Origin of the sequence: Desulfoferrobacter suflitae (genome assembly GCF_022603395.1) — a bacterium.
GTDB lineage: Bacteria > Desulfobacterota > Syntrophobacteria > Syntrophobacterales > Syntrophobacteraceae > Desulfoferrobacter > Desulfoferrobacter suflitae.
In genome coordinates this window covers 503,135-527,419 of sequence record NZ_JAIBKA010000002.1, presented here as the reverse complement: position 1 = coordinate 527,419, position 24,285 = coordinate 503,135, and the positions used below count along the sequence as shown (strand labels likewise).

The window sequence follows — 24,285 nt, the reverse complement described above, 5'->3', positions numbered from 1 at the left end:
CGCTGCCTCCTTTCATGTCATGAACCGTTGCAAACCATATTTACCCAGTTTCCAATTTGCCCACTCGCCACACTTAATGCAATCAATTTATGGAAAGATGCATTAATAGTTTGATTTTCCTACAACAAACAAATATTAGTTAGGCTCATCCCTTAACATAGAAGTGATGATCTATCCACCTCCAGGAAAGCATTGAAACGATGGATAACCTAGAGACAATCCTGATGAGAATCAGGCAAGCCGGTTCCGACGCTCTCTTCATCAGAATCCTTCTGACGATTTCGGCAGTTCTGGTTTTGTTTTTCGTGCTGAAAATGATCAACGGTGTTGCTCGCAAGATCACACGAGACTTGGATTCCTGGAGCGGGGTCCACATTCCCCCGATCAAGATTCAAAGCTTCGAATTGATTTCGACCAAACGCGTTGCTGAAATACTGAAAGCATTGGTCAGAGCGGGCCGTTTTGCTTTGTGGGTGATCACCCTGTATGTTTTCATTCCGATCGTTTTGAGCTTCTTCCCTCGCACACGCGAGATTGTACGAACTTATCTGAGCTATATCATTGCTCCTTTCAATACGATCTTGCAGGGATTCTTGTCATTCATACCCAATCTTTTCTTCCTCGGCCTTGTTGGGCTGGCAACGCGTTACGTACTGAAGTTCACCCGGCTGTTTTTCTGTGAGATGGAAAGAGGCAGGATTGCTTTTTCCGGATTTCATCAAGAATGGGTGCAGCCCACCCACAAGCTGCTGCGACTGCTGATCATCGTTCTCGCTGTCGTGGTGGCTTCTCCCTATCTGCCCGGATTTGGCAGTCCCGCATTTCAGGGTATCTCGATTTTTTTCGGGGTACTGCTGTCCTTGGGTTCGACTGCCGCCATTGCCAATATCGTGGCAGGCGTGGCCATCACATATATGCGTCCCTTCAAGGTTGGGGACCGAGTAAAAATTGCCGACACCATGGGGGATGTCATTGAGAAAACACTGCTCATCACCCGGGTTAGAACCATTAAAAATGTCGAGGTGACAATACCCAACTCCATGGTGTTGGGCAGCCATATGATCAATTACAGTGCACTGGCCGGCGAAGCCGGCCTCATCCTGCACACCGCCGTAACCATTGGCTACGATGTCCCGTGGCGGCAGGTCCACGAGCTGCTCCTGGTGGCTGCGCGAGCCACCCCAGAGATACTCCGGGAACCACCCCCCTTTGTTCTGCAAACAGCTCTGAATGATTATTCCGTCTCCTATGAGCTCAACGTCTATACGGCAACGGCATCCAACCTTTTGAAAATACTTTCCGAACTGCATCAGAACATGCAAGACAAATTCAATGAGGCAAACATTGAAATAATGTCCCCTTCCTATTCAGCTCTCCGCGACGGGAACCAGCCGACCATTCCCGAAGACTACTTGCCCAAGACAACTGTATCCAAGGGATTTCGTATCCTGCCTGTAGAATCACAACAGCCCGGCCAACTCCAGAATGTCGTAAGATCAGGCCGTGATTGAGCCCTGTAAACTGTCATGTTCACGGCCTTCAACCGCGCCTGCATTGCTCACTCCAAGTCCTACGTCCCACAATATTTGATTTGAACAGTCCCAAGTAATCTGATCCCGCCTATCCCGCTATACCTCGCCATGCTTTTGCACTTTACCCTGCCTACCCCGCGCGCCGGGCGCTAACCGGTCCCAAGACCACGCCGGATAACGGCTGGGCATCAGCGGGGGCGCCGAAGCACCTCCGGAATGTCAACATTACTGGTTGTCGCAGCGCCACGAGCCTCGCCGACCACCTGCAGGCCATGGCTCGGCTGCAAGATCTATTCTGCTGATGACGATGCAGACTCCAGTTCAGAGGCTTTCTTCAGAGCCCATTCAATGGCTTCGTTGTCAAATCCTGGCCTTGAGCGCATAAAAGCGGCCGCCTTTCGGTAGTACTCAGCGGCCATCCTATTCTGCCCCTTGGCTTCATAGACCGTTGCCAGTCTGTCGAGCCCGTCAACATCGTCCGGATATTGCTCCAATAGCTTGTGACACTGAGCTTCCGCTTCGTCCAGTTTCCCGGCTTGGATGAGATCAATGACACTATTCGATAGGTTGTCCAACTCCTCCATTTGGGCATGGATCTGTTTGAAGACATCTGAAGGAGCCTGCGGCGGCCGTGTCGCTGAGACCTGTTCGCGCAACAAACAGCATTTTTTGTACTTCTTTCCACTTCCACAAGGGCAGGGCGCATTGCGGGATATCTTACTCATGGGTAACGCAACTCCTTTGTTGAAAAACCGTTGCCAAACATAGCATCTGGCGCGTCGGGCGCCGGCGGTTTTGCGCTTGCGGGCGGCGCCAGGTTGGAGTAAACGAACGGCTTTTTCGGAAACCTCTTCGATCATGACTATTCGCTCAAGTGGGAGACGCCATGTTTGCTCCATTTACCCGCTCAGATATTAGAAAATACAGCTTGAATGTGCTGCGAAACAAGATCCGCTGCGGTTTGCCCTCCTGCCCCGTCTGCAATACTCAACCGTATTTGTTCAGGCGGCATCAGGCACGCCCCCGCAAATTCCGCATTCTATGCGACGCATTGGTCCAGGTGGTAAAATGCCTTGTCATTCGGTGGAAATGCCCCGGCTGCCATAAGACCTTCACCGAACAGCCTCCTTTCGCGCTTCCCTTCAAGCGTTACACCAGCGACGCGATACTTCATCGCTCGGCAAGCTATCTGGAAGATGAGACGTCGACCTATCGGAAGACAGTCCTGGAAGAAGGCTCGGAGATCTTCCATGCCTCGACGGACGAAGGAAATACGCCGGTCGATAAAGTCCTCTCCCACACAACCCCTTACCGCTGGATCGACACTCTTGGCCGCTTCAAAGAAATCCCGCGCCGCGCTCTGGACCTCATCTTACAGAAGGATCCGGCGACAAAAGTCTACCGGGATCTCGCCGCGCTAACGATCTCCCCCAATAAGTTCGTGAAAACCGCTCGGGAAGAAACCCTCAAACGCTCTCGCCGGCTCGTCCACCTGGAGGCGGTATTCCGAGTTGTTTTTGGTGCTTCAATTTTCCCCTTCTTTGCAACAGGCTGCGCCTGGCAATGATTTATGCTCGCCTCCAACCATAAAACAAAGGAGGCGTTATGAAGCAAAAAGATGAAAAATGGGCCCTGTTCTGGTGCGATCTCCTTCGCCCCGTTCTCTTCGACGAGGTGGAGCCGGAATCGATCCAGGATTTTCTCAAAGAGATCTCTCAAAAGGAGATGGTCTTTCCCGGCGGACGTACCGGCAAGCCCTCCCTTTCCACCCTCAGGCGAAAGCTGAAGCGCTATCGAACCGGAGGATTCGATGCTCTCGCAAGAAAAGACCGCCATGACCGCGGCCATGCCAGGGCCGCACCCGCAGAAATCATTGCAACCGCCATCGAGCTTAAATGCGAGCAGCCCAAGCGCTCCCCTGCCACCATCAACCGATTCCTAAAGGACCTCTATGGCGTTACGCTCTCCCGCTCTACTTTGTATCGCCATCTTAAAGGTGCGGGCGCAACCCGCCTCAAGCTCGGCGTTGTCAAAAACAAGGTGAGAAAACGTTGGACCAGAGACCATACCCATGATCTCTGGGTTGGGGACTTCGAGGAAGGCCCCTATGTTGTTTTCGGCCGGGAGGTCCTGCCCACCTATCTTTCCGCTTTCATCGACTGCCACAGCAGGTATATCGTCGAGGCCCGCTACTACCTGCGCCAAAGCCTCGATATCCTCATCGACTCGCTGCTGCGCGCCCTGGCCAAGCATGGCGCCCCCGGCGAACTCTACCTCGATAACGCCAAGGTCTATCACGCAATCGGCCTCAAGGCTGCCTGCTACCGGCTCCACATCCGGCTTCGCCACCGGCCGGCCGGGGACCCTTCCCCGGGAGGACTCATTGAGCGCTTCTTTGAGACCGCCCAAGACCGGTTTGAATCCGAGGTGCGGGCACAAGATGCCATAAGCCTCGATGATCTCAACCGAGCTCTCAGCGCATGGATCTCGGTGGATTATCATAGCTCCATTCATTCCGAGACCGGCGAGACTCCCAAGGACCGCTATCATACCGGACTTTCCGTCATCCGCCACGTGGAAATGGACCAGGTGCTCGCTTCCTTTCTTAGAAAGGTCACTCGGGTCGTCCACAAGGATTTTTCCGACATTAGCCTCGATAAGCGGCTCTACCGGGTCGATCCAGCTTTAAGGGGAGACAAGGTCTGGGTCCACTACGATCCCTTCTCGTCTTCAGATAGCGTGAAGATCTTTTCCCTGAAAGGCGAATACCAGGGATCGGGCGTGCTCCATCACCGCGAGGCCGAGCAACCGCCCCTTCCCGCACAAGCTCGGGGAAAACCCAAGCATAACCTCATCGATCTCCTCGTTCGCGAGCACCGGGAGCAGCTCGCCGCAAACACTCGCGGCATCGATTACCGCAAGGTCGTCTCCGTGCGGCCGTGGCCGTTTCATGCCTTTGTCAAAGCCTTTGCCCGGCTGCTCGGAAAAGAAGTGGGCATCTCCGCCTTCACGGCACAGGAGCTCGAAACGCTCAAAAAACTCTACAATCAAAACGTTCAGCTCACAGAATCCGTGCTCACGCAGGCCTTTGCCCGAGTGCCTAACAAGTCGTTCCCCCACCTCGTCGGTGAGCTCAAACAAATCCTACAGCAAAAGGAGTAACCACCATGTTCCTCGATCATTTCAAAATGAACAGCCATCCCTTCCAGGAACGCCCTCCCGTGGAATGGATCCTCAACGACCACCGCATCTCCCAGTCCCTGGCCAGACTCGACTACTTTGCCCGGCAAGGGACCCTGGCCCTCCTCATCGGACCAACCGGTGCCGGAAAATCCACACTCTTAAGGCTCTTCATCCATAACCTCTCTAAAAACCGCTACCGCCCCGTTTATCTCCACTTCACCGGAATCCCGTCATCCAGCCTGCTTCGCCTAATCGTGACTCAGTTGGGAGAAGCCCCCCGGCGAGGCAAGGATCATCTCTTTTTACAAATTCTCGATCGCACCGCAAAAGAAGATCTCTCAACGGTGCTTATCATCGACGAAGCCCACCTTATAGATCCGCAAGCTTTGACCGATCTGCGCCTCCTGGTTAGCTCAGCCCTCGATACCGATACTCCCGTAAAGATCGTCCTCAGCGGTCAGGAGCCCCTCGCCAAGCTCCTTGCCCGTGCCTCTCTTAGCGATCTTGTCAACCGAATCACCGTCCGATGTCACCTCGGCGCCTTAACCTCGGACCAGACCACCTCCTATATCGACTCCAGGATGCGTTTCGCGGGGAGCAACGAGAAGGTCTTCGAGCCCGAAGCCAAATCCCTCATCCATGACTATGCCAGCGGCATCCCAAGGCAGATTAATAACATCGCTACCGCCTGCCTCCTCAATGCCGCCGCCCAAAATCTCAACAAGATCAACGAAGCCCTGGTCACCGACACCATGGCCGAATTCCGCCTTCCCTAGGAGAAGACATCATGACAAAGCTCTATTCCAAGCAAAAACTCCGGATACTGCGTAATCAGATCCCCATCTCCCGGCTCATCTCTGATTTTCTGCGCATCCCCTGCAAAGTATCAGACGGGTATTTTCGCTTTCTATGCCCCCTGTGCTCTGAGTTTCAAACCGCCACCAACCCCAAAACCAACCTGGCCCGGTGCTTCCGGTGCCAGAAAAACTTCAATCCCATCGACATGGTCATGGCCGTCAAATGCTGCAACTTCCGTGAGGCTGTTGAAATGATCGACGGCTTACAAGACTGCTAAAATACTCACGTCTTCCCTCACAAGCTCCCACCAACTTGTGGGGGAGGACATCTTCATCTAAACTGGGACTCTCAGAGTCAAATATTGTGAGACTTAGCACTCCAAGCATTGTTCGACACCCGCGACGGCCGACGGTTTAGCTTGAAAGTGTTGCGCCGTAGAGGTAAAAGCGTAACACGACCCTGTTGAATAAAACAGCTTACCATCAGCATTGTTCTCAGAAGGAGACGCTTCACACATGGCGACAAGAGTAACAAGAATAACGCTGGCATTCCTGATTCTATCATCAGTTGGCAGTTTTTACAGCGCACCAGAGGTAATTGCAGCCGAGCAAATTGCAACCACGGGTTGGGAAAAGGGCTCTGCCTACCAGAAGCTCTACAAGCCTCAAAACTATCAAGCGTTTAAAGGAACCGTGACGGAGATCATTGAAGTGACTCCAATATCCGGCATGGCGCCGGGCGCCGGGCTCTTGGTGCGCACCCGGAAAGGGACAGAAATCCCGGTGCACCTGGGACCCAAAGCATTTGTCGACGTCAGTGTCATCGGCCTCAAAAAAGGAGATAAGGTCAAGGTCATGGGCGTATTCGCCGGTCTCGCAAAGGACAAGTTCTTCATCGCATCCAAAGTCAAGAAAGGAGAATTCGTTCAGGTCAAGCTGCGCAGGACCAGTGACGGTATGCCCTTTTGGGCGATGAGTGTCAGAGAATTGGCGGAATTTACTGCAGAATTTGGTCCTCCATCGGATGCCGAAAAGTCCCGAAGCGGCCCCCGATTCTTCACCACCGAACCCGTGAAAAGAATGCCTCAAACGCCAAAGAAAGAGTTCCTGGACGACAAAGTACGGTGACTACTACGCCATCAGATCTTCCATGTTGTCGATTCCCTGCCCTTTTATGGAAACCAGCATCGTGGAGGCCACTACCGAGTTGATCTCCCCTTGGCGCTGTTGTGCGGAAAACTTCTCGATGGCTTTGTGCCCCTTAATTTTGACCAGTTTGGCCCCCGGTTGCGCAGCGGCAAATGCCGGATTGGTGAAAAACATCAACATCGATTGGAGCAGCGGCGAGTCCGTCACGATTTCGATGTCAATCGACTTGTCAGTGTTCTCCACACAGTAATGTCGCGACGCACTGACTCCGCCTCCCATGAAAGCGATGGAGGCAAATTACCGGCTTACGCCCTGCTCCTGCCTGACCATGAATTCTTTCGATATCAGTTGAACAATTTGCGGCGCATTGCCGCCGGCACGATTGTTGACAATGACATTGATTGCAACGCCTCGACTGACACTCGTCAGCATCAGTTCAACCGTATCCTTGATCATCCCTGCCTGCAACATATCCGTCTGCAGCTTGTCGAATGGATGCGCTCTGGCATAAGCCTCTTCGTAGCGCATTCCCATCGGTGTCATCAAACGAACCACCTGCTGATTTGCGGCATTGAAGAAGCGATGATCCGCCTTGGCGAACTGCTTCGTGAGGGGCGACAACCAGGTCCAGTGGGAAAGCACCTGCCCGATGCCATGCTTTGCTAAGACCCTAAACAGTGGTTCGCGCAAATAGTATTCGGTCCGCAATTCAATGTGGTAGCGGCTGTCCCTGGGCAAAGCCGAAAAAAACTTATCGAGCGACTCGGCAAGATCCTCTACGGGGATACGTGCATCTCGACGCTGGTATTCTTGTTCAAAAATAAAACCTTTCAGGTTGGCTCCCAAAAGCTCTTCAGCCGGCCGATAGAATTGTTCCAAAAAAGCCCGCACATCAAGGAACTGTGGATTTTGCACATAACTTTTGCCGCGCCTTAGCCGTTGGGCAAATATGAATTGAGGTACCTTCAAGAAAAGGAAATCTTCACCGGCCATGTAATCTCGATAACCGGCAAGCACATGGAAAGTGCGAGTAGGTTTGCCTGTTTCATCAAGCAGGGGTCGGTAGAAGGTATAATCGATTTCTAAAATGCTGAAGTGCTCAAAATATTCCGCCACGCTTGACACCGGCAAAACCTGCTCTGGAAAGGACTTCTCACCGACCCTGTTGGTCCTCTTCGTAATCTGCCGGTCATAGCGCCCTTGCGCATAGATTTGTCCAATCCATCCTGCATATCGGTCGCTGGCGGTTCCCAATGAGACAAGAGGATGCAAACCGCGGAAGAAGAAACGGTCGCAATTGAAGTCAGGGCGTGCGGCCACCATCATCCCCTCTGACGCCGTTTCGATTGTGCCGAGGTCTGGGCACAGCCGCATGAGACATTCGATGAGTGTGGGCAGACCGGTTACCGGGCTCGTGGTTGCACGAAGGTAGATGCCGATTTATTGCAGTCTTGATATGAACTGTAACCTTAAACTTTGGGAGTCTTTATACCGGAGATGAATGAAGTAATCTTCTCTTCGGCAGTAAGAGTAAAGAAGATTACTTCATTCACCTTTGCTTTGACAAAATTTGCACGGTTCTTTCTGCACTTCTATTTGGTGGCTTCATAAATGCGCATGGGAGGTACGTTCATCAACTCGAACTTGCAGGACACCGAAGGAAAGAGACGATCCAGATGCACCTTGAGATGTTGATCGGTCTGAAAGCAGGTTTGGTAGACTAAAAATTTACCCCCAATCTTTAAAGCGTTATAGGTATTGCATAGAATTTTGTCGCGCAACCCGTTGCGAAGCCAGAAAAAGGGAATACCTGACAGAATGTAATCCGCCTGGGATTCTCGGCAATTGCGCAAGGCTTCCAGAACATTGGCTGCGCTATCATTGACAATAACCACTCTCGGATCACGGATGGTTTTCTTGAGTATCGAGCTGAAATTCTTGTTGAGTTCAATGAGTATCAGCTTGGCATCCGGTTTCATGTTATTCAGCAGGTAATTGGTGAAGACTCCGGTTCCCGGACCGTACTCGATGATCAAGCTGCTGCTGTCGAAGTCTATTTTGCGGCACACTCTTTTGACGCCCACCGATGAGGTAGGGGTGATGGAAGCCACATTCTTGTCCCTGAGAAACGTCTTTAAATAGGTAATCGTATCAATCATGGATGGCTCCTGCTAACAAAGTTCTTTAACGAAACCGGCACCCTCGCCGCCGGCAATATAAAACCGCCAAAACCAGGATCGCATGGATCTTGTGCGGAAAAGGATACACATTGTGCCCGCCTGTAAGGGGAATTTCATAGCAAAAATTAAACTTGGCATCTATAGCAAACTTTTAAAACTTAGAAAACTGTGTTGTACTCCCGCTGCTCTAAATAATGTGGTTTGCTGTCGGGCTGTTTCTCAGACGCGCGGGATCAGTGAGCAACCCAAAAAATCAAGAGATGAAAGGCAAAACAGATAATGATCAGACCCCGGTGGGAGATTGTTAACCGGCATAAGGCGGGTTCCGCACAAGAGGTCCTGGAGATTCTGCTGGCCAACAGGCAGACGGGCACAGATTTTATCACGGGTTCCCTGAAAGATCTGGAGGTGCATCTATCGATGCAAGGCATCGCGGAGGGTGCGCAGCTCATGTGCTGGCATCTGGCCAAGGGGCACAAGGTAGTGCTGGTGGGTGACTATGATTGCGACGGCATCACCTCGGCGGCTCAACTGGCCCTCTTTCTAAGAGACATCGGCCACCTCAATCACACGGTTGTGATACCTCAGCGCAGTGAAGGCTATGGAGTACCACAGCGGGCAATTTCTGCCAATGCCGACGCAAAACTCCTGGTAACCCTGGATTGTGGAACTCTGGACAAAGACACCATCGGGCTGGCCCGCTCCATCGGCATGGACTGTATCGTGATCGATCACCACGAGGCACCCGCTGCGGGTCTGGCCCCAGCGAACGTCATCATTAACCCGAAGCAGCACTCGTGCCCGTCTTCGTTTAAAGAATTCGCATCAGCGGGGCTCACCCTCATTTTTCTGGCCGCGCTTCGGCGCACGATGCAGCACAAATTTCCCCGCCTCCGGCTGGGCTCAAAGTATCTTGCTCTGGCTGCCATAGGCACAGTGGCCGATATTGCGCCGCTGGTCAACGCAAACCGAATTCTTGCCAAGGTCGGTCTTTACCACCTCGCTCAAGGCGCTTTTCCCCCCCTCACCCAACTGATCAATGCCGCGGGACTGGGCGGAAAGAATCTCACCGCCGGGCATATCGGCTATTACATTGGTCCCCGGCTTAATGCAGCCGGTCGCATGGCCAGCGCTCAACTGGCCTTCGATCTGTTGATGGAGAATGACCCCGGAAAGATTGCTCAGCTGGTCCAAGAGCTCAATCGCCTGAACTCCAAGAGACAACTCCAGCAGGAGTCAATTTTCGCTGAAGTTACCAATCGATATTCACACCTTGCAGCATCCGGGAGAAGTGTGGTGATGGGAGACTCCAACTGGCCAACCGGTATCGTCGGAATTATCGCATCACGCATTCAGCAGGAACTCCATTACGGCCCAACCATTGTTTTCTCCATCGATGAGGAGGGTGGAATAGCTCGTGGGTCGGCAAGAAGCATTCCCGGGATTGACATCCACACCGCCTTAAAGTCTTGTGAGCGAGAATTGATTCGTTGGGGAGGCCACAAGATGGCGGCCGGTTTGACGTGCGAATTGAGCCGGATGGAAAAGTTCGCAGATCTTTTTGAAAGAGCCATGTGTCACTATGCTCAAGACATTTTCATCCCCAGGGCAAAAGTGGATATGGAGCTCGATCTTGGCCTTGTTGGACCACCTCTGTTCGAAGCTCTCAAGCAATTGGAACCTCATGGGCCGGGAAACTCCACCCCGACCTTTGTCGCCAGAGGAGTCAAAACCCAAGTGCAAAAGGCATTCGGAACAAACGGGGAACATCTGCAAATGGTTGTGGCAGAAGATTGCCGGGGAGTTTTTTGGAGGGGAAGCCGCCGCCTTGACTGGGGCGGCAGCGAGGCCGCTGATGTTATCTTTCAGCTGCAATGGGATCATTTTCGCAATGCGCCGTCCCTGAACATAAAAGACATCGGGCGGTTCTTCCAGAATCAATAGGTCTCCCCAGGCCAGATCCTTTCAAACTGTTCTCAAATCTACTTCCTGGACGGCATCAATGTCGACAGGATGTCTTCTTTCCCCACCACGCCCACAAGCTTCCCGTCCTCCACAACCGGGAGCGTGTGCAGATTCTTTTCCACCATTAGAGTCGCAATGTCCTCCACGGTATCTTCCGCATTGATCACGACGGGATCCGCCGTCATAGCCTGGACCACTTTGGCCGCGGCTATTTTCTCCAGTTCCTTATCAATGCTTTTTTGCGATCTGACCGGAATAAAAGTGTCCAACAAAGTAAATACCGATGGAAGGCGAACCTTTTTCTGTAGACTAATCAGGTCACTTTGGCAGATGATGCCCACCAGTTTTCCATTCTTATCGACTACCGGCAGACCATTAATATGTTTATCGAGCAATATTTTGGCGGCCTCTGTTATGTCGGTATCGGGAGACACAGTGATCAGCTCTCTTGTCATGATGTCTTTGGCTTTGACCATATACGACGCTCCTTCAGCATCTGCTCGGTTTCACTAAATGCAGCCGACCGTGCTGCTGGTTGCCAAACCGGTAGTGCTCGGCACAGGACTGCAGTGCAACAATCCACATGTCACACAATGCTTTTGCCCCAGAAAATTGATCGTCATCTCGAGGCAAATGCATTGCAATGATGCAAGAACGATCCATCGCACCAGAGTATAGGCCAAATGTGAACGCGGCAAAAGTACTGATTACAAAAACGATCTGGCGCCGGACTTTTGCTTGAGTTGTGCACTGCTGTGTGGGCCTATTAGGCGCCTTTGTGCCGCCTTTTATTCACGAACGGCTGAAAAGAGTATAGAATATATTTACTGTAATGACGGTTTGCGAAGGGACATAATCACCATGAGAAGGTTTCGTGTCATCCAGGGGGGCAGGCAGAACAGGGCAACAGATCCCGGTCTGCCGCGTCTTTTCAAAGCACACTCTGTAGGCAATCTCACCAGGGCTGAAAAAGTCTACCATGATGTCAAGTTCAATTGGTATTGCCTGGAAAGGAGTGTTCCGACGGCGCCGTACGAGAATCTCATCGCTGATTATCACAAACTGGAGGAGAAGCAGGCGAATGCCTTAAGAAGAGAAATCGATCACTATTTCACAAGCGACGAAATAAAGAGCCTGGAAGCCTATCTGCGGGAACGCTACGGGTTAGGCTTGCAGACCGAAGAGGTGATGCTCCCAGTCAAAGTGAAAGGCGGGTTTTTTACGGAGGGCAACGCAGTTGTATACGATTTTATTGAGCTTTCCGAAAAACCCGATTACCCGTTGCCTTTCAAAGTCTGGGGGTATTATACGATTCTTGGCTGTCTGTCCACGCCGGACATGGATAATGCTGTTATATTTTTACGTAAGTCTCTTGAATTACTTGGCTTTCCATTCAATATCGCGAGCAGAGATCTGGAAAGTGTGGCGAAAGAAGTATATCACCGCGAGGGACTGGTGGTGAAACCGCAAAAGGAGACGGTCTGAGGTAAAAGCTTCTTCCAGCCCAAGCATATAGATGAGCTGCCGGACGAATGCCCTGGAATCGGGTGCCTTCTTGCCGTAATCTCAGAAAATCGTTAACTGACTCGCCCAAGGCCGTGCTGAACGGTTTCCTGCCAATTCAATCGGTGCACTTGTAAAATGGCGGGAGTGACGCTATATAGTAGCTTTGAAAAATCGGCACACTCGGTGCTCTGGGTATCCAGCTTTGAGTTCAAAGGAATAGACATCTCCGGCTTTCGACCGGTTCCTGTGCTCCTTTTGGCACATCAAATCCACAAGAGGGTTCCTATGCATAAGAATTTTATTGTGCTGCTTGCATTAGCCTTTGTCATCAACTGCCCACTCTGGCTTTCCCAGGAGGCACTCGCGCAGCAGCCCCCCCCTCTCGAAGTGGATGTTCAATCTGCCGTTCTCATGGAAGTGTCGACCGGAGCCACTCTTTTTGAATACAACGCAGACCAGCCAATTGAGCCCGCCTCTTTCACCAAAGTGTTAACGCTTTATGTGGTTTTCGAAAGTCTGCAAAAGGGCCTGATCAACCTGCGGGATGAAATTTACATCAGCGAGAAAGCCTGGCGCACCGGAGGATCGAAAATGTTCGTGGAAGTGGGTTCAAAGGTGCCCCTCGAAGATTTGATCCAGGGGATCGCTGTAGTCTCCGGCAACGATGCTTGCGTGGCAGTCGCCGAGCAGCTCTATGGCAGTGTGGACGCCTTTGTGAATGAGATGAACCGCAAGACTCAAACATTGGGTATGACCCAAAGCCATTTTGAAAATCCTCACGGTTTACCCGCAGAGGGTCAGATGACAACGGCACGCGACATGGCAATCCTCGATGCCGCTTACCTGAAACGTTTCCCCCATTCCCTCAAGTATCACTCGATGCGTGAGTATACCTACAACAATATCACACAGCACAACCGCAACCGTTTGCTGTTCAAGGATCCCAGTGTCGACGGGCTGAAGACCGGCTACGTCTCCGCTGCCGGCTATCACCTGTCTGCCACGGGAGAGCGTGACGGCATGCGACTGCTGGCTGTCGTCATGGGGGCCAAGAGTCCAGTGGCACGCGAACGTGAAGCGTTGAAACTGCTCAATTACGGATTCAGAAATTTTGCCCTTATTCAGCCATTTCCCAAGGACCAGCCGGTTGCAACAGTCAAGGTATGGAAAGGACTACTGGACAGCCTCGACCTGTTTCCTGCAGAAGAGGCAACCTTGCTGGTGACGCAAAAGGAAAAGGATGCCATTCGGTGGCAGATCGAAGCACCCGCTGAGGTTACGGCACCCATTGCCAATCAGCAGGAGCTCGGCAAAATGGTATTTTACATCGCAGACCAACCCAAAAAAACCGTCTCTCTGGTGAGTCACCAAGAGATTGCCCGGGCAGGCTGGTTTAAGAGTTTGTGGCAATCCATTGTGCAGATCCGCTTACCCAGCATCAACTGGCACTGGCTAACCGGTGTATCGGCAGCCGTCTTTTTGCTCGCGGTGTTCATCATGTTTGTCCTGAACCGCCGCTCATCGCGGAGGTCCAAGACTTTCAGGAGGTGATCAAACGCGTTAGTCCTCTGCGTTTTGGGACTTAAGCGTCTGTTTCTTCTTTGCGGAATCGCCGATCCCGCAGCTGGGCGACATTCACGTGTTAATCCCGAACCTGGGCAGAATCCAACGATTCAAAGCGATCCATCCAACCAAAACGCCTGCTAGAATCAAAAATTCCGTGGGCACTTGTCCACTCCTCCCTGATTTTCCTCAAAAAGAATTGTTCTCCTCGGCTTATTCAACCCATACACCCGGATTACCCGAGCTGTTCCGGCAGCCTGCCGGAGTCCGCTAAGCTCAGCTGAACTTGCTGGAAGAAGGGCCACAAAGCGAACTGGCCGAAGCTAAACCATCGGCTCCGGAAGATGTGCAAAAAGGCGATAAGATACGCCCCAGATCCTTGCCCTGGCACTGAGGGCAACAGATGGTCCGCTCATCCCGCTCCGACCAAACCAGCGCTTCGAATTCATTGCGACATTGTTTGCAGCGATACTCATAAATAGGCATTCCCAAAACCTCCACCAAGTGATTGACAAGTCCGAAATCACGCTGAATTATCGGCGATTACTCCATATCACTAACCCTCTTGCGCATCAGGGGCAAGATGCAAAATAATCAAGACCGGTCTAGCCTTGGTCGCCTGTTTCTCCTTGTGGTTTTCCCCTGGGCCATGCACCACGGCTCACCAGCACCTCTTTGAGCGCTTCCAGGGCCGCATTTACGGCGGGGAAACCGGCATATATGCCCACCTGGAAAATAGTCTCCGCAAGCTTTTCCGCCGGCACTCCCACATTCAGGGCTCCATGAGCATGTATTTTCAGCTCGTCGGTCTTCTGCAGAGCAGCCAGAGACGCAACGGCCACCATTTGCCTTTCCTGCAGCGACAGAATTTTGCGAGAATACATGTTGCCGGTGATGAATAGAGAAAGTTGCCTGGCCAAATCGGGATCAAACTCCTTCCAAAGCTGGTAGGGAACCGCCACTGGAACGGGTCCTGAAAACAACAGCCTGGCAGTCTCTTTGGTGCGCTTTACAACATCATCCATCATTTTCAACTCCACAATTGATCATTGAACTGGGACCTGCCGGAAAACCTCCTCATCCCCTTGCAACGGGCCTTCCTCAAATGTCGGCAATCCACGTGGACTTCAAGGAATCCTCTCTGACAAGAATCATGCAGTTTGCTGCGCCCATGCACAGACTTCGGAGCCAGCGGGTTCGTCGCTTATCGTCGAATAATCTGTTTGTGATTACAATGGTCACTACAGCAAAAAATTAAGATCGCGAATTTTCTGCAAGTTGACAAGAGAGAAGATTGCTTTTAAGTTAAGTCGCTTTAATTTTAGCTCACCCATGGGAAGTATGAGCAAGCCCAATTTGAATGAGGAGTACAGGAAGTATGAAAACGTGCGATCCCACATCGTGTGACACTTGTTCGAGTAAAGGAAAAGGCTCCAAAGAAGAGATCATTCGCTGCAAGTTGACGCGCATCAGGCACAAGATCCTGGTCATGAGCGGCAAGGGCGGCGTTGGAAAGAGCAGCGTGGCCACATATCTTTCTCTGGCCCTGGCGCAAAAAGGCTATCAAGTTGGCCTCATGGATATCGATCTGCATGGCCCGAGCATTCCCAAAATGTTCGGCTTGCATGGAGTATTGAACATCACCCAGGAACAAGAGATTATTCCGCACCAGTACTCGCCCAATTTGAAAGTGGTATCGATAGAATCGATGATGGAAGACACCGATTCGGCCATCATCTGGCGAGGCCCCTTGAAGCATGGGGTGATTCAGCAGTTCATCGCAGACTGCAAATGGGACGCATTGGATTTTTTGGTCATCGATTGTCCCCCGGGAACCGGCGACGAACCTTTGAGCATCGCAAGAATTATCCCGGAAATTAAAGCAGTCATCGTCACCACCCCGCAAGAGGTTGCCCTGGCGGACGTAAGAAAATCCATCAATTTCTGTCGCAAGATGAATGTTGAAATGCTTGGATTGGTGGAGAACATGTCCGGGCTCTACTGCCCGCATTGCGACGGGTTCATCGCAATCTTCGGGGCGGGCGGCGGTGAAAAGACCTCAGAAAAAATGAAGGTTCCGTACCTGGGCCCTCTGCCTTTTGACCCTGCGGTTGTAACAGGTGGAGATAAAGGGCGGCCGGTTCTGGAAGAGGAAAACGAATCCCCTTTCAAGACCGCAGTGTATGCCTTCGCCGCGAAGATTTTGGGGCGCCTGGGAGAATCCGGGGAACAGTCGGAGCAAGCCAGAGAGCAGACCATTCATTGACAGCAGGAATCAGGAAGGGAGGTCAGTCCGGGCCATGTTTACCATTTCTTTTGACCAGACGTCTTTGACGCAGGAACAACGACAACGACTTCACCAGATGTGGCTGCGCTGCATGCGCCGCATCATTGTCAGTACAACGCTGGCGGGCAGTGGGCACCCGGGCGGCTCCATGTCTTCCTTGCATGTGCTGCTGATGCTCTACAGTACACTCCGGCATCGCCCGGATGATCCCTGCTGGGAGGATAGAGACCGGCTGCTGGTCAGCATGGGGCACATCAGTCCGGGTGTTTACAGCGTGCTGTGCGAGTTCGGCTATACCAAAGAGGACAACATGCTGGTCGAGTTCAGGCGGGCGGGTTCGTCTTTTGCCGGCCATGTGGAATGCTGCGTCCCCGGCGTAGAATGGAACACCGGCAATCTTGGCCAGGGTTTATCCGTGGGTACGGGCATGGCTCTGGCACTCAAGCTTAGGAACAACCCCGCCCGGGTCGGCGTCTTGATGGGCGACGGGGAACAGCAGAAAGGGCAGATCGGAGAAGCACGACGCTTTGCGATAAAATACGAGCTCAACAACTTGTTTGGGATCATTGACCGCAATCACATGCAGATCGGCGGAAGCACCAATCACGTCATGCCCCAGACGATTCGAGCCGAATACGTTGGATCCCAGTGGAACGTAATCTACCTGGAAGACGGGCACGACTTTGAAGGGATATTTCAGGCCCTGAAGCGAATCCATACGGGGGAAGTCGATGATCCACGCTATCCCTCTGTCCTGGTAGCACGAACCACCATGGGTAAGGGCGTCTCTTTTATGGAAAACAAGGCCAAGTACCATGGCAGTACCTTGACCGTAGAGGAAGCCTCGCGAGCCTTGGAAGAATTGGGGATCGAAAATGACCTGGCGGAATATCACAAGAAACGATCAAACCTGGTCACATTTGCCGAAGAATTTTGCGCACCCACTCGCTATCCCACGATCCAAGTGGGAGAACCAAAGACTTACAACCCGGCAACGTTGACTGATAATCGCTCTGCTTATGGCGCCGTGTTGGAAGACTTGGCACGCCTCAACAATGCCGGTGCCGTGCCCGCAGTCCTCGGCTTCAGTTGTGATCTCGAGGGTTCAGTAAAAATGGGGGGATTTCGCAAAATCAACGAATCGGCCTTTTTCGAAGCCGGCATCCAGGAGCACCATACGGCGACCATGGCGGGTGCCGTCAGCAAAGAAGGCTTCACGGTCTTCTTCAGTACATTCGGGGTCTTTGGAGTTGACGAGGTGTATAATCAACAGCGACTCAACGACATCAACCGAACCCAGCTCAAGGTGGTGTGCACTCACCTCGGACTGGATGTAGGTGAAGATGGGCAAACGCATCAATGCATCGACTATATCGGCCTGCTGCAGAACTTGTTCGACTTTTCCGTATTCATTGCAGCGGATCCAAACCAGACCGACAGGATTGCCCGCTACATCGCCGGGCACCCGGGGAATTTCTTCCTGGGCATGGGTCGGTCCAAGATACCTGTCATAACCGATCAGGCCGGGAATCCATTCTATGCCGGCAGCTATCGTTTTGAACCAGGCAAGGCGGACTGGCTGCGAGAGGGAAATCAAGGGGCCATCCTGAGTTATGGAACCACGCTACAGTTTGCCCTGCAGGCTCAAAATGAGCTGACTGAGAAACACGGATTGCAGCTTGCGGTTGTTAACTGTGCATCGATCAAGCCGCTGGATATCGAAGCCGTGCTCAAAGCGGCTGATTGCGGATTTGTGATGACCGTTGAAGACCATCATGCGGACACCGGCCTGGGAGCCAGAGTGGCAAACGTGGTCACGGCCCATAGAATTGCCTGCCGGGTGATTCGGCTGGGAGTACAACACTACGGCGTTTCCGGCAAGCCCAGCGTACTCTATCAAATGGAAGGCATTGATTCCAAAGGAATTGTTAAAACCGTTTTAGAAGCTCACGCAAATGGGTGGCTAGGTGAGAAATGACTTTTGCCATGCAATCCGGCGTGCAGAGATCTCTGTTCAAATTTGCCTGCAAGGCTGTTCCCTCCGATGTGCACAAATCCGATATTGGCGGCACCAGAAGTGCCCCCAGGAATTGTGCCGGAGGGAGCCTGAGCAACATCGGTCGAATTGTTTCCCAGGCCGGGCAGGCAAATAACCTGAGCAGCCGCAACTGCCAATTGAGACACCGGCGTATTCGGGACCTGGAGGGGATATTCCCGGGTTGCGCTCGCTGCAAGAACCGCCGAACATAGTCCACATGCCTCGTGACGGCCGCCTCTTGGCTCTCAAACCGGTGCAGCAATGGAAGGTATCCGTGCGGCGGCCCAATAACTTCCAGCCAGTGGGATTCCAGCTGGCTCTCCAACCAATGATGGCACGCTGCGGCGGTCAAGCCCAGATTTTTTCTGAAGCACGTGCAGAAGGCGTTGATTCTTGGGTGCATCATCCCATCTGCCAGCAGATGACTGGCAAACCCGAGCATCCAATATTTCATTTCCCGGGTCAACCGCCCTTCTTCTGCATCCAGCCATGACCCGAAAAAATCAACAACCTTAAGACCTTCATATTTATGAATGGCTCTCCCTGAAGTGTTACCAAGTTGCAGGAAGGGCAGATCATAAAAGAAGCTGTCCGGCAGAATCGCCCCCAGAAGATAACCCTCCCAGGCATCCCCCTCCGCCGCGTGCGATTCCTCGAGCACGCGCAACGTCTCATGGGCCAGCAAGATGTGCAGACGTTCCTTGGGCACTAGCGCAAATCCATTTGAGGATCAGGCCTCCTCCGGATTTTCCTTATAAATCTCCAACATTTCAGGGATCAGCCGCCGGATGAAAGAAGGCCGGTCCCCCTCAAAGGTCTGCAGGTACTCCTTGTAGCGCGGATGACTGGACGAGAGGGTCGGAGTTCGATGTTTATCCGCAGAAAATCGATCGGCAAATTGTGCCACGAGATCCACCATGGGAACGCTCGAATTCGGGGTGCCCTCCACCCATCCCAGGCGGCGCATAGCTTCAAAGCGAAGTTGATCCAGAAAAAACAAGGTGATGTCCATGATCGCCATCTTATCCAGGTTTTCCAGAAAATGAAAGCGAGTGCCGGTTCCCAGGCCCTTCACTCCCATAATAAATTCATAGATGGCCATCGATGACTCTTCCCCCGGCTGTATCAGCTTGGCCAAAGTCGCATCATCGAGATCCATCAGTCGCGTATTTTCATCGAACGTCTGCGCAAAACGCCGGGTCCATTCTTCAAAGCCCCGTTTGGCCGTGAGCTGCTGACGCATTTCCTTCATGTCCAAAATCTTTGCCACACCTTCTCCCCTCTGAGACACTCTCAGAGCCCATCGCAAAATTTGTCTACATCGTCACCTGGAAAAATTCCGAAGCGGGGACCCGGAAGGCCCACGCACCGAAGTTCACAACCGCCTGTAAAACCCCTTTTCCTGCCGCCCTGGCGGTACTCCCCCGGGAGGGCATTATTTCCTTAAAACACATCCGCAGAAAACATGTAGAGCTCAACGTCGGACTTTTTCCACGCGTTGGGCTGCAGACCGGCTTTTCTGCATGTCCATTCCAGAAACTGCTCCCGATCCCATCCATTCTCTACCGCAACCTGTGGAAGCAACAGACCCGACCGGTAGCCCTTGCGAATGTATAGACCATGTTTGCCAATTTCGATTTTGTCAAGATCAGTAACCCTTTCCATGGGAGTCAATACGGATATTTCGACTTCAATCCCATCCAATTCCGACGGTTGCAATGCACAAAAGCGCGGGTCAGAAAAAGCTGCTTGAACGGCCATTTCCTTGATCGTTTCATGGAGCGCGCCGCGCGCTTCGATCATTCCGATGCAGCCGCGCAGCGCTCCCGCCTTTTTGACGCAGACAAATGCCCCCCTCGGTTCGGTCATCTTGGACGTTTGCGGAGAAAACTCGGGCAACGGTTCGCCCAAGCAGCGACTTCGGATCGTCTGATAGGCCAGCTGCCGCAATGCCTTCTTTTCCTCCTCAGACAGGCCCAGATCTACCCCCACTGTTCCTTTATCGCCTCCCGGGTTGTTGATCAAAGCGGCAGCCATGTAGCCCACGACACTGTGACGGTCGCCCGTGGCATCCCCGGAATTGGCATATTGCAGGACTTTGCACTTGGTCGCCCCGAGCTTTCTGGCAGCCAACATGACGCTGACCATCGGGCCTCCCCCGCACGCTTCACACTCACCTCTTTTGAGGCTCTCGGCCAATCCCTCGGGATTGAAGCTGGATACCCGATCGAGGACGATTTGATCGAGTCGCCTGGCCTCGTCGTAAGAATGGAAGTGAGACAGATCACTGCTTGCCAAAAGAAGTACCTTTTTGTCCTGACAGACACTCACGATCGAGTCGGCCAGCCGGGCACAATTCTCGAAAGACTGCTCTCCCATGACGATGGGAGTCAGCTTGAAATCCTGCAGGACAACCTGCAGGAAAGGCAGCTGGATTTCCAGGGAATGCTCCTGCGAGTGTGCCTGTGGAACGTAGTCGATCGAGCCAGGCTGCTGCAGCAGAGCATCCACAATCTCCCTGTCCAAGGGAACTACACCCAGTGGAGTGCGATATCCACCCAGCTTGTAAACGCTTGCCCCCTGGAAGTAAGCGCGGTGGCTCGGTGCAACAATCAAAACCCGGTCAAAAGGTCGATCGATCAATAGCCTGTAGGCATGTGCGGCGACACCGCCCGAGTAAGCATAACCGGCATGCGGAGCAATCATGGCAACGATCTCCCCTTGAGGTGGAGAGAATTTGACCTTTCCGATATGTGCTCGGATTTCCTCCTCCAACGCTTTCTTATTGGCAGGATACCAGGAACCGGCAATCACCGACTCCCGAATCTTTTCTCCCTTCATAGGTTCCCCCTTCGCATGAGGAAAGAACAACTCCGGAACATACCCTCAAAACTTCTCTCGCGGTGAAACCCGGTTGTCCACGCAGCACAACACCGGGAAGTCCCAGCGCCTCTCCATAAGAATAAAACACTGGCCTTGGCACGTGTCAACGCGCACCCGGAATTAAAATTGTGGTGTCTGTGTCCATCCGGTGAAGCTCAGGGTATTGATTCACATTATAAATTCTTATAATTTACCCCCGCTCGAAAGCTCATTTTGACCAATCTCGAAATACCACTCATATGCTCTCCGACATTTGGCAGAAGGGATTCTAATGAAAGCGAAACTGGAACATATCGCCATCGTTCTCAACAGGCCTCATTTCCCCGAAAACATTGGAGCCTCGGCCAGGGCGGCAAAGAACATGGGCATAGGGCGGCTGATAGCCGTAAATCCCCGTGACTGCGATCTGACGCGAGTACTTAAGATGGCCACCCACAATGCCGAAGATTTGGTTGCCGAAATGGACGTCTACGATGATTTGGAGGAGGCACTGGCACCCTATTCCTACATTGTTGGAACCACTGCCCGCACCGGTTCCCATAGACCAACCCTGAAGAGTCCAAGGCTCCTCGCGGAGGAGCTCGTGCCCATAAGTCAGAACAACCTGATAGCCATTTTGTTCGGTCCGGAAGATGCCGGCCTCGCTGCCCGGGAATTGAAGTATTGCCACAGCATTGTCACTATTCCCACCGCTGATTTCGCTTCAATTAACCTTGCCCAGGCGGTCATGATCCTCACCTATGAAGTCTTTCTGGCCAGCGTCAATCCACCCGGAACATTTGTTCCGAGACTTGCCAACAGTCATGAACTGGAAGGGATGTATGCGCATCTCAAAGAGACCCTGACCAGGATCAGCTTCATCAACCCGGAAAACCCTGACTACTGGATGATGAGCGTGCGGCGCTTCCTGGGTCGAATCGGCCTCAGAGCCAGAGAGGTCAAAATGATTCGAGGCATTTGCAGACAAATAGACTGGTACTGTGATAATCGACTGCAGTCGTCTTCATCTTCTTCCGACGCAGATCAATGATGGTTTTCCTTTTGGCCGCGCTTGCCTCACCCCTGGTCATCAGTCATAATATTCAATGATTATGATGAGTAATCCTGAAAGGAACGGTATTCTTCTTGTGCCTGTGTAAACCGGGGATAGACGGCGGCCGCAACAGAGAGCGCGGCTTCGCATCCCATCACAGTGCTCAGCGGTGAGTGAAGCATGCGGATGGATGATTTGTTTCCTGATTGTTCTCATCCTCGCCTGGTGAACGGGGTAACCATCATCGGACCGGATCTGTTTGCCCGTGATCCGATGGGCAAGCCACTCAGCCCCATTGCGTCCATCTTCCCTCACCACAGAGTCATGGTAACGGGCCGTGGAATTCACGGCATGCAGGTTCAGGCGATGATCGATTTCTTGAGACGTGCAGGTCCTCCAGGGGAACCGAGAGAACTGAGCAGCGATGAGGAAGAGGATATTTACCGCAATGCGGTATCGATTCTGGCGCGTGACGGAATTATCCTGATTCGCTCGGACCCCTGCGCAATGGAAAAAGTCTTTGCCGCTGACGACTTGCTGCAGAACCTGCTGCCCAAAGAGCGTATCCAATTTACCGGAATCCAGCGGGCGGAAGTGAGAAGAAAACTTCGCCGCCGTGGGGAAAGCTGGCGCATCTCACCCGCTCCCCACTCGACAGAAGACATTCAGCGCTTCATTGAATCCAGCCGGGTTCAAGTGGGTACGGGGGCCTCTTTTTACTACAACGCGCCTACCGGAGGACGTTACGTCACATACCAGGAGCTCATTAAAATTCGTCCTCTACTGTTCACCGACCCGATTGAAGCTCTTGCCAGGCTGGAGGAGATCTATCATCTCACTCGCCTGACCAATGAACAGGGAGCCCGAGAACTGAGCTTTTTTCTGCAGACCCAATCGGTACTCGATACCGAAGATCTCGGGAGGCTGATTCACGTCCTGAAATCGCCCCCTTCAGAGCAAAATGCAGCGGAGGCAAGATACCTGTTTGACCGCTTTTCGAGCGCCTTCGCTCGTGCCGCCGGCTCCGAACTGCTGATCGACAGCCCCAAAGATGCAGCATGGCGCACCACCATGTTCTGCCGGCTCTATGACATCAATGAAAACGAAATAGAGGAATGGTCATTGGGACTCAGCCCGGAATTCCGCTTGAATGTCAGGTGGCTGCCGGGAGCCCGTATATCGGGCAAATTGCTGTTTGAACCGAATGCCGGGCACAGAGTACGAGCATTGATGCACCATTATTGGCAGGTGCAGCCGGGAATAGTCTCAATCAACGTGGGGCGGGTGGAAAAATCGCAAACCGATAGAGACCGCAGCGGCGAGCAACGAGAGGTCTATCTGGTGGTGCTGGGGCTTGCCGATGGCAGTGAAGACATTCGCATCGTCCGCATGATCAAATGGGATGTGATGCATCGGGTCAAGCGGGGCACCCCCCTGCACCAGGCAATAGCCGAGACCATCCAGTACCGGGACTATATCTGGGATCGTCTGCGCGCAGCTGACGAACTGGGTATTCCCAAACTTTCCTATACCGAGATCCGATTGGATGAAGATGTGCCCACGTTGGGGCACATTCCGGTGTTCTTCTTCAGCCGGCCCTATGTTTCGGGTATCGTGACCGATAAGATCCCTCTTGGCAGCTACGCTCAACCTGGTTTTGTGATGAGACTCTCCGGCCTGCTGGGCGCTGCTGCAGCTGCAAGCCTGGTCCTGGGTAGAGCGTGCCCGCGCAGCGGGCATGTCTTTTTTGACGATGGTGATGAAGTGATACAGCTTGGCGCTGATGGCCTGCCCGAGCGGCTGATCATAGCCGACATTACCGGATCTTTCACCGACTGGAGCACCCCTCTGGCGCAATTGTTGCCGCATTGTCTGTGGCACCTGGCTGTGCATCTGGACAAAGCAAAACAGAGTGACATACCCAATGCAGAACTGAAAGCCTCCGTTGCCGTCTTTGCCGGCAACTTAGCCAACGAGGTCATGCGCATGCAGCGCATCCTCACCCAGCCAGGCTCCCCGTTATGCTCTCTATTTGCCGATCGCACCAGCGAGCCCGGCGGCGTGCGTCATCGTTGGCAATCCATACTGCACCGATTGAACGAGACCAACATTGAACAGTTGCTTGGAATCATTGCGCAAAGTGATCATCTCAAGGCGTTTGTATAAATC

At 52.7% G+C, this 24,285-nt stretch carries 23 protein-coding genes; 13 read left to right on the top strand and 10 right to left on the bottom strand.

Translation table 11 applies throughout. The features are described 5' to 3' along the window. The first annotated feature begins 200 nt into the window (after positions 1 to 200). The gene (locus K1V27_RS05135; RefSeq protein ID WP_258928483.1) at positions 201 to 1,511 is read left to right on the top strand and encodes a mechanosensitive ion channel family protein; all 1,311 of its coding nucleotides are present in this window, start codon (positions 201 to 203) and stop codon (positions 1,509 to 1,511) included. Between the two features lie 311 nt (positions 1,512 to 1,822). On the opposite strand, the gene K1V27_RS05130 is transcribed toward K1V27_RS05135, so the two are convergent. Next, positions 1,823 to 2,392 (bottom strand): tetratricopeptide repeat protein, encoded by a 570-nt coding sequence (locus tag K1V27_RS05130; protein WP_258927476.1) that lies wholly within the window; start codon positions 2,390 to 2,392, stop codon positions 1,823 to 1,825. A 26-nt stretch (positions 2,393 to 2,418) separates the two neighbouring features. Here K1V27_RS05130 and K1V27_RS05125 point away from each other — a divergent pair, with 26 nt between their 5' ends. The 5 genes from K1V27_RS05125 to K1V27_RS05105 all read left to right on the top strand — a co-directional run bounded on the left by K1V27_RS05125 (position 2,419) and on the right by K1V27_RS05105 (position 6,640). Next, positions 2,419 to 3,099, top strand: a complete 681-nt coding sequence (locus K1V27_RS05125; RefSeq protein WP_258927475.1) for a DUF6431 domain-containing protein — start codon at positions 2,419 to 2,421, stop codon at positions 3,097 to 3,099. Between the two features lie 38 nt (positions 3,100 to 3,137). Continuing rightward, positions 3,138 to 4,694 carry a helix-turn-helix domain-containing protein gene (locus K1V27_RS05120; protein WP_258927474.1) on the top strand — a complete coding sequence of 519 codons (1,557 nt, stop codon included), beginning with the start codon at positions 3,138 to 3,140 and terminating at the stop codon, positions 4,692 to 4,694. A 5-nt stretch (positions 4,695 to 4,699) separates the two neighbouring features. Further along, the gene (locus K1V27_RS05115) at positions 4,700 to 5,491 is read left to right on the top strand and encodes an ExeA family protein (RefSeq protein ID WP_258927473.1); all 792 of its coding nucleotides are present in this window, start codon (positions 4,700 to 4,702) and stop codon (positions 5,489 to 5,491) included. 11 nt (positions 5,492 to 5,502) lie between these two features. Further along, complete coding sequence (locus K1V27_RS05110; protein ID WP_258927472.1) at positions 5,503 to 5,790, top strand: CHC2 zinc finger domain-containing protein; 288 nt, start codon at positions 5,503 to 5,505, stop codon at positions 5,788 to 5,790. Positions 5,791 to 6,028: 238 nt separating this feature from the next. Next, positions 6,029 to 6,640 (top strand): MamS/MamX family magnetosome protein, encoded by a 612-nt coding sequence (locus K1V27_RS05105; RefSeq protein WP_258928482.1) that lies wholly within the window; start codon positions 6,029 to 6,031, stop codon positions 6,638 to 6,640. A gap of 3 nt (positions 6,641 to 6,643) precedes the next feature. Here K1V27_RS05105 and K1V27_RS05100 read toward each other — a convergent pair whose 3' ends face one another. The 3 genes from K1V27_RS05100 to K1V27_RS05090 all read right to left on the bottom strand — a co-directional run bounded on the left by K1V27_RS05100 (position 6,644) and on the right by K1V27_RS05090 (position 8,820). Then, entirely contained in the window at positions 6,644 to 6,904 is a 261-nt protein-coding gene (locus K1V27_RS05100; protein WP_258928481.1) for a hypothetical protein, read from the bottom strand. A gap of 54 nt (positions 6,905 to 6,958) precedes the next feature. After that, the gene (locus K1V27_RS05095) at positions 6,959 to 8,035 is read right to left on the bottom strand and encodes a DUF72 domain-containing protein (protein ID WP_258928480.1); all 1,077 of its coding nucleotides are present in this window, start codon (positions 8,033 to 8,035) and stop codon (positions 6,959 to 6,961) included. Between the two features lie 218 nt (positions 8,036 to 8,253). After that, entirely contained in the window at positions 8,254 to 8,820 is a 567-nt protein-coding gene (locus K1V27_RS05090; RefSeq protein WP_258928479.1) for a class I SAM-dependent methyltransferase, read from the bottom strand. 300 nt (positions 8,821 to 9,120) lie between these two features. Here K1V27_RS05090 and recJ point away from each other — a divergent pair, with 300 nt between their 5' ends. Continuing rightward, entirely contained in the window at positions 9,121 to 10,785 is a 1,665-nt protein-coding gene (gene recJ / locus K1V27_RS05085) for a single-stranded-DNA-specific exonuclease RecJ (RefSeq protein WP_258928478.1), read from the top strand. Positions 10,786 to 10,823: 38 nt separating this feature from the next. Here the strand turns inward: recJ and K1V27_RS05080 are convergent, their stop codons facing one another. After that, on the bottom strand, positions 10,824 to 11,282 hold the full coding sequence (locus K1V27_RS05080) for a CBS domain-containing protein (RefSeq protein ID WP_258928477.1): 459 nt from the start codon (positions 11,280 to 11,282) through the stop codon (positions 10,824 to 10,826). 385 nt (positions 11,283 to 11,667) lie between these two features. Here K1V27_RS05080 and K1V27_RS05075 point away from each other — a divergent pair, with 385 nt between their 5' ends. Both K1V27_RS05075 and K1V27_RS05070 read left to right on the top strand, forming a co-directional pair. Continuing rightward, positions 11,668 to 12,291: a hypothetical protein gene (locus tag K1V27_RS05075; protein ID WP_258928476.1), complete on the top strand. Its 624-nt coding sequence runs from the start codon at positions 11,668 to 11,670 to the stop codon at positions 12,289 to 12,291. 306 nt (positions 12,292 to 12,597) lie between these two features. Next, positions 12,598 to 13,863 (top strand): D-alanyl-D-alanine carboxypeptidase family protein, encoded by a 1,266-nt coding sequence (locus K1V27_RS05070; RefSeq protein WP_258928475.1) that lies wholly within the window; start codon positions 12,598 to 12,600, stop codon positions 13,861 to 13,863. 288 nt (positions 13,864 to 14,151) lie between these two features. On the opposite strand, the gene K1V27_RS22740 is transcribed toward K1V27_RS05070, so the two are convergent. Both K1V27_RS22740 and K1V27_RS05065 read right to left on the bottom strand, forming a co-directional pair. Further along, positions 14,152 to 14,361: an FmdB family zinc ribbon protein gene (locus tag K1V27_RS22740; protein ID WP_353740518.1), complete on the bottom strand. Its 210-nt coding sequence runs from the start codon at positions 14,359 to 14,361 to the stop codon at positions 14,152 to 14,154. 119 nt (positions 14,362 to 14,480) lie between these two features. Continuing rightward, complete coding sequence (locus K1V27_RS05065; protein ID WP_258928473.1) at positions 14,481 to 14,903, bottom strand: carboxymuconolactone decarboxylase family protein; 423 nt, start codon at positions 14,901 to 14,903, stop codon at positions 14,481 to 14,483. Positions 14,904 to 15,253: 350 nt separating this feature from the next. Between K1V27_RS05065 and K1V27_RS05060 the strand changes: the two genes are divergently transcribed. Further along, positions 15,254 to 16,141, top strand: a complete 888-nt coding sequence (locus K1V27_RS05060) for an Mrp/NBP35 family ATP-binding protein (protein ID WP_258928472.1) — start codon at positions 15,254 to 15,256, stop codon at positions 16,139 to 16,141. Positions 16,142 to 16,175: 34 nt separating this feature from the next. Then, positions 16,176 to 18,140, top strand: coding sequence for a transketolase (locus K1V27_RS05055; protein WP_258928471.1), 1,965 nt, complete (start codon positions 16,176 to 16,178; stop codon positions 18,138 to 18,140). On the opposite strand, the gene K1V27_RS05050 is transcribed toward K1V27_RS05055, so the two are convergent. The 3 genes from K1V27_RS05050 to amrB form a co-directional block, all read right to left on the bottom strand. Then, the gene (locus K1V27_RS05050) at positions 18,091 to 18,909 is read right to left on the bottom strand and encodes a zinc dependent phospholipase C family protein (protein WP_258928470.1); all 819 of its coding nucleotides are present in this window, start codon (positions 18,907 to 18,909) and stop codon (positions 18,091 to 18,093) included. The genes K1V27_RS05055 and K1V27_RS05050 overlap by 50 nt on opposite strands. Before the next feature lie 21 nt (positions 18,910 to 18,930). After that, on the bottom strand, positions 18,931 to 19,470 hold the full coding sequence (locus K1V27_RS05045) for a hypothetical protein (RefSeq protein WP_258928469.1): 540 nt from the start codon (positions 19,468 to 19,470) through the stop codon (positions 18,931 to 18,933). Positions 19,471 to 19,643: 173 nt separating this feature from the next. Continuing rightward, on the bottom strand, positions 19,644 to 21,041 hold the full coding sequence (gene amrB, locus K1V27_RS05040; protein WP_258928468.1) for an AmmeMemoRadiSam system protein B: 1,398 nt from the start codon (positions 21,039 to 21,041) through the stop codon (positions 19,644 to 19,646). Positions 21,042 to 21,354: 313 nt separating this feature from the next. Here amrB and K1V27_RS05035 point away from each other — a divergent pair, with 313 nt between their 5' ends. Further along, positions 21,355 to 22,113 carry an RNA methyltransferase gene (locus tag K1V27_RS05035; RefSeq protein ID WP_258928467.1) on the top strand — a complete coding sequence of 253 codons (759 nt, stop codon included), beginning with the start codon at positions 21,355 to 21,357 and terminating at the stop codon, positions 22,111 to 22,113. A 189-nt stretch (positions 22,114 to 22,302) separates the two neighbouring features. After that, entirely contained in the window at positions 22,303 to 24,282 is a 1,980-nt protein-coding gene (locus tag K1V27_RS05030; protein WP_258928466.1) for a hypothetical protein, read from the top strand. The last annotated feature ends 3 nt before the right edge of the window (positions 24,283 to 24,285 follow it).